We start from the raw sequence: 5,852 nt of genomic DNA, 5'->3' as shown, positions 1-5,852 counted from the left end.
CCTCGGGGTCTTTGTGGTAGCCCGAATTCAGCGCCCACGGCGCTTCGGTGCGGATGATGAGTTCGCCAACCGCGCCGGGCGCCACTTCGCAGTCGTTAGCGTCGACAATACGCAATTCGACCCCCTCGCGCCGCCGGCCGCAGGTGGCGATCGTATCGGGGTTCGGCCCGGACACGATCGGCACGCTGATCTCGGTCATGTTGAACAGCGTGTAGACCGTGCATCCGAAGCGCTCTGCGAACGCTTTCGAGTTGTCCGGCAGCGGAATCATCGTCACTTTCTTCAGCGTGTGGTCGCGATCGCGGGGCTCCGGCGGCTGCTTCGACAGGAAGCTCGACATGACGCCGAGCAAGATCGTGTAGGTGGCGCCGGTCGAGCGCACGACTTGCCAGAATGTCTCGGTGGAGAACTCGCCGCCAATCGCGATCGCTCCGCCGCGGTTGAGCATGGCGACGACCGGCTTGGTGCCCCCGACATGAAAGAGCGGCAGATAGATGAGATAGCACTCGTCGCCTGTCAGCATGGGAAAGGCCTCCGGTCCGCCCATGTGATAGAGATGGGCGTAGGAGCTCAGCACCCCTTTCGAAGGGCCGGTGGTGCCGGACGTATAGATGATCGACTCGGTATCCCACGGCTCGATCGGCCGGCTCAACTCAGGCAGGGTCTCGGGCTCAGCGTCGAGCGCGGCCAGCGACGTCGTGCGCAAGCCAGCGATATCCTGCGTGCTCGCGACGCCCGCGACGACCAGCGTCTTCAGACGGCTCCGGTCGATGTCGACGAGACGGCCGACGAGTTCGGCCGCAACGATCATGACCTCCGCGCCGCCGTTGGCGATCACATGAGCCAGCAGATTGCCGCGATAGGCGGTGTTGATCGGCACGTAGGTGGCGCCAAGCCAATTGATCGCCGCCCAGACCTTGACCATGTCGACGCTGTTGGGCAGCCAAGCGTTGACGAAGTCGCCCTGTTTGACGCCGAGCGCGGCGAGGCCGGCCGCCGCGCGTCGAACCTGCTGGCAGAATTCGCCGTAGCTGACGACTTCGCCGCCCGGCTGCTTGATGAACGGACGGTCGGGGTGCTCCACCGCACGCTTTTCCAGCACATAGCGCAGCACGCAGTCCTCGCGCCTCAACGTGCGGCTCCGGGATCCTTCTTGCGCTGACATCGCGTTCCTCCCTTTTGCCTTTCCGCAGCGCGCGGAGGTCACCCGCCGCGCATCGCCTTGAGCGCGCGTCCAATGCGCGCCAGCGTCTCCGCGCAGGCCTCGACTTCTTCCGAAGACAGTTCTCTGGTACCGAGGCGGAAGAAGTCGACCGTCCGCCGCCGCAAATCTTTCCAGGCCTCGAGCCCCGCTTCCGTCAGCCGCACGGTTCGCTTGCGCCGGTCGCCAACGCCCTCGACCCGCTCGACGAAGCCCGCGCCCTCCAACCGCCTCAGCACGACATGAGTGTTTTGCCGGCTCACCGCGAGATAGGCGCAGAGTTCCGCCAACGGCATTCCCTCAGGATAGCGCGACAGCGCGCCAAGCATGGCGCCCTGAACAGCCGAGGTCGAGAACGCCCACATCGCCTGGGTCTCGTAGATGTTGGCGGCCTGGAAGAGTCTGAAGAACAGCCGATTGTTGAGGGCGTCGCGCGACGTCGCGGCTTTGCGCGGACGGTTCCCTTCGTTCGAACCCTCAATGGCGTGAGTTTTCAGCGTCAATACCGTCGGTTCCTCGGCGGTCGGTTCCCCGCCCTCGCAATTTGCGTCATGATATTGACAGAAATTAGCGTCGTCCATAGCCTGATGAGCAACTTCGCACCCTGCGTCGGTTGCATGGCGGGCGGGTTCGAGCGCCGGCGGCGCCGAAAGGATAGACTTGTCGTTTGCTAAGATCCTGGTCGCCAATCGCGGAGAGATCGCCCTGCGCATCGCCCGTGCGGCGTACGAACTCGAAATATCGACCGTCGCCGTGTTTCCCGCCGACGACTCAAACTCCGCGCACGCGACCGGGTGCGACGAGGCGATCGAACTGCCTGGGGTTGGAGCGGCCGCCTACCTTTCGATTGAGCCGATCCTTGAGGCGGCCCGCAGCGCGAACTGCGACGCCGTGCATCCGGGCTACGGTTTTCTGTCAGAAAATCCCGTCTTCGCCCGGGCAGCAAGCGTCGCGGGGCTCGTCTTCATCGGGCCTTCGCCGGAGACCCTCGAGACCTTTGGCGACAAGGCCGCGGCGCGGGCGCTTGCGCGCGCCTGTGGCGTGCCGACCCCGGAGGGCGCGAACCAAGCCGTCAACCTCGCACAGGCCGCGGCGTTTCTCGCGGGACAGCACGGCGGCGCGATCCTGATCAAGGCGGTCGCGGGCGGCGGCGGCCGCGGAATGCGGCTCGTCGGATCGCGCCACGAGCTCGAGGCCGCTTGGGAGCGCTGCCAGTCGGAAGCGCAATCGGCGTTTGGCAACGGCGCGCTCTATGTCGAGCGCTATCTCGCCAACGTGCGCCACATTGAAGTTCAGATCCTTGGCGACGGCGTTTCGGTCGTCGCGCTCGGCGAACGGGAATGCACGATCCAGCGACAGCGGCAGAAGCTGATCGAGACGACGCCGAGCCGCGGCCTGCGAGAAGCAATGCGCGAGCATTTATGCGCGGCGGCGGTCGCAATGGCGAGGCGCGTTCGCTATCGCGGCCTCGGCACGTTCGAGTTCCTGGTATCGGAAGACGGCGCGGACTTCGCCTTCATCGAAGCCAACCCACGCCTGCAGGTCGCGCACACCGTGACCGAGGAAGTCTACGGCGTCGATCTCGTGAAGACGCAGATCCGCCTCGCCGCAGGCCAAACCCTCGATGAACTCGGCCTCGATCCGCCGCCCAAACCGCGCGGCGGGGCGATCCAGTTCCGCGTCAACATGGAAACGCTGAAGCCAGACGGTTCGGCTAAGCCCACGGGCGGCGCGCTCGCCAGATTTGCGCCGCCGAGCGGCCCCGGAGTGCGCGTCGATACGTTCGGGTACGAAGGCTATCGCACCAATCCCCGTTACGATTCCCTGCTCGCCAAGGTGATCGTGTATTCGCCCGAGGGGCCTCCGGACGCGCTTCGAAGGGCCCGGCGCGCGCTGAGCGAATTCGCCATCGAGGGCGTCGAGACGAACCTGCCGATCCTGCGGGCAATCGCCGATCATCCCGACTTCGCCGGCGACCGGATTTCGACCGCTTTTGTCGAAAGCCACATCGGCGAGCTTCTCGCTGCGACATCCAGGCTGAGCCCGGACGGGGAGGGGACGAAGACGAGCCGCGCACGCGATCTGCGCCAGATCGATCCGCTCGGCGTCTTTCGGACGGGGGCCGCGGCTGGGCCAGAACGATTGACGGGCGAACGCAATGCGGGGCCGACGCCCCATGGCTTGGTCGCGGCCCCGGCGCCGCTGCAGGGCACGATCGTCGCCTGCATCGCCGTAATGGGCCAGAAGGTGCGAGTCGGCGAACCGCTCGTCGTCATCGAGGCGATGAAAATGGAGCACCTGGTCGGCGCGCCGATCGCCGGCGTCGTCGAGGAGCTTTTGGTCAGAGTCGGCGACACGATCTTCGAGGGTGAGCCGCTGCTGTTGCTGACGCCCGCCGAAGGGGACGATGAGAGCGAAGCCGTCGCGACGGCGATCGATCTCGATGCGATTCGCGGCGACCTCGCCGAGAGCCTTCGGCGCCACGCGGCGCTGCTTGACGAAAACCGACCCGACGCCGTGGCGCGCCGACGCAAGACCGGCCAGCGCACCGCGCGCGAGAACATCGCCGATCTTTGCGATCCCGATTCGTTCATCGAATACGGCGGCCTCGCGGTCGCCGCCCAGCGACAGCGGCGCAACATCGACGAACTCAGGCGCATCAGCCCCGCCGACGGCATGATCGCGGGCGTCGGCGCCGTCAACGGCTTGGCGTTCGGCGAAGAGCGTTCGCGCTGCGCGGTGCTCGCCTACGACTATACCGTATTCGCCGGTACCCAGGGGCTTCTCAATCACAAGAAGAAGGATCGGCTGCTGACCCAGGCCGACAAATGGTCCTTGCCGGTCGTTCTGTTCGCGGAGGGCGGCGGAGGGCGGCCTGGCGACGAATGGCCGACGCCAGCCGGGCTCGAGACCACGACCTTCACCCGGTTCGGGGGGCTCAACGGCAAGGTGCCGCTCGTCGGGATGGTCTCGGGGCGATGCTTTGCCGGGAATGCGGCGTTGCTCGGCGGCTGCGACGTCATCATCGCCGACTGCAGCGCGAATATCGGCATGGGCGGTCCGGCGATGATCGAGGGCGGCGGCCTTGGCGTCTTCCGTCCCGAGGATATCGGGCCGGTGTCGGTGCAGGCTCCCAATGGGGTCATCGACATTCTCGTCGAGAACGAGGCGGAAGGCGTCGCCGTCGCCAAAAAATATCTCGGGTATTTCCAGGGTCGGACCAGCGACTGGAGCGTCGCCGATCAGCGCCTGCTGCGCCATGCGGTCCCGGAGAACCGGCTGCGCGCCTACGACGTTCGCCCGATCATCGAAACGCTGGCCGATGCGGGCTCCGTGCTCGAACTTCGACGCGATTTTGGCCGCGGCATGATCACCGCGCTGATCCGCATCGAGGGGCGCCCGGTTGGGGTCATCGCCAACAACTCGCGTCACGTCGGCGGCGCGATCGACGCTGACGGCGGCGACAAGGCGGCGCGCTTCATCCAGCTTTGCGACGCCTTCGGCCTGCCGATCGTTTCGCTCTGCGACACGCCCGGCATGATGGTTGGCCCAGAGATCGAGAAAGTCGCTCAGGTGCGCCACGTGTCGCGCATGTTCGTCGCGGCGGCGCACGCCAGGGTTCCCTATTTCACCGTGGTCTTGCGAAAGGGCTACGGCCTCGGCGCGTTGGCGATGGCCGGCGGCTCCAGCCAGGCCTCGTTCTTCATCGTCGCTTGGCCGAGCGCGGAATTCGGCGCCATGGGCCTCGAGGGCTCGGTCAAGCTCGCCTATCGCAAGGAACTCGCCGGGATCGAGGACCCCGCACAGCGCAAGGCGTGGTTCGACGAGATGGTCGGAAAGCTCTACGAAGACAACAGGGCGCTGAGCAGCGCGACCTTTCTCGAGATTGACGACGTGATCGACCCGCGCGAAACGCGCCGCTGGATTGTGCACGGGCTCAATTTCGCCAGGCCTGATGGCTCGCTACAAGGACCCAGTCGACGCGTTGACGTCTGGTGAAGCGCCGAAAGACCGATCAACGCCCCGGGCGAACGTGCCCGACGCGTCTGATTGCTGCCGATCAGGGAACGCAACAGTCGCGCCAATTGCAGTCGTTCGTGGAGGGCACAAAGGGTTCTCAGTTCCGACGATCGCCGCGATGCCCCTAAACAATCTTAGCCTGGTGTTCATCCGCATCTGATCACGATGCAGAGGCTAACCTCGCCAAGTCGATGGACGCCGTCAGCGCCAAGCGGCCCTTCCTGAAGCACCAATCTTTGCGCCGGCCCTCCAGACGCTTAGGAGAGGGCGAGACCAGCAAAGAGAGCCTGGAGGTTGTTCACGCCTCTTTTGGTTCCATAACGCCCCTTATCCGCGACACAACAGGCCAGGACCTAACCGCGCGCCGGCCCGCGCGACAATCGGCGGCCGTCGCAGCCGGCGCCGGGCTCGGTCCTGGTACGGAAGGAATGCGGAGGGAAGCAGCCGTCACAGGCTGAACGGGGGGAGTGCGCCAGGAGCGGTCGTTCTCGCCACCTTCTCTGCGTTCGCTCTCGCTCATGACGCTCCGGGCGGGTTCGCTCCGACGCGCTTTCAGCGCTTGCGTCAGCGCGTGCGACAGACACACTGTAATATAAGAAGGTTCGAGAGGCGCCTTTCATCCGCGGCCGGG

Annotated in this window: 3 protein-coding genes; 1 reads left to right on the top strand and 2 read right to left on the bottom strand. The window is 65.8% G+C overall.

The features are described from left to right. Positions 1-1,165 (bottom strand): AMP-binding protein (locus ACLP25_RS04630; protein ID WP_442468055.1); only part of this gene is annotated, 1,165 nt, incomplete at its 3' end. 38 nt (positions 1,166-1,203) lie between these two features. Continuing rightward, complete coding sequence (locus tag ACLP25_RS04625) at positions 1,204-1,704, bottom strand: MarR family winged helix-turn-helix transcriptional regulator (RefSeq protein WP_442468054.1); 501 nt, start codon at positions 1,702-1,704, stop codon at positions 1,204-1,206. A 157-nt stretch (positions 1,705-1,861) separates the two neighbouring features. On the opposite strand from ACLP25_RS04625, the gene ACLP25_RS04620 reads away from it, so the two are divergent. Continuing rightward, a complete protein-coding gene (locus ACLP25_RS04620) occupies positions 1,862-5,200 on the top strand; it encodes a carboxyl transferase domain-containing protein (RefSeq protein WP_442468053.1) in 3,339 nt (1,112 codons plus the stop codon). Positions 5,201-5,852 lie beyond the last annotated feature (652 nt).

Source organism: Roseiarcus sp., from assembly GCF_052145395.1.
Lineage (GTDB): Bacteria > Pseudomonadota > Alphaproteobacteria > Rhizobiales > Beijerinckiaceae > Roseiarcus.
Note: the sequence above shows the minus strand (reverse complement) of the source record. Positions and strands in the feature narration are given on the sequence as shown.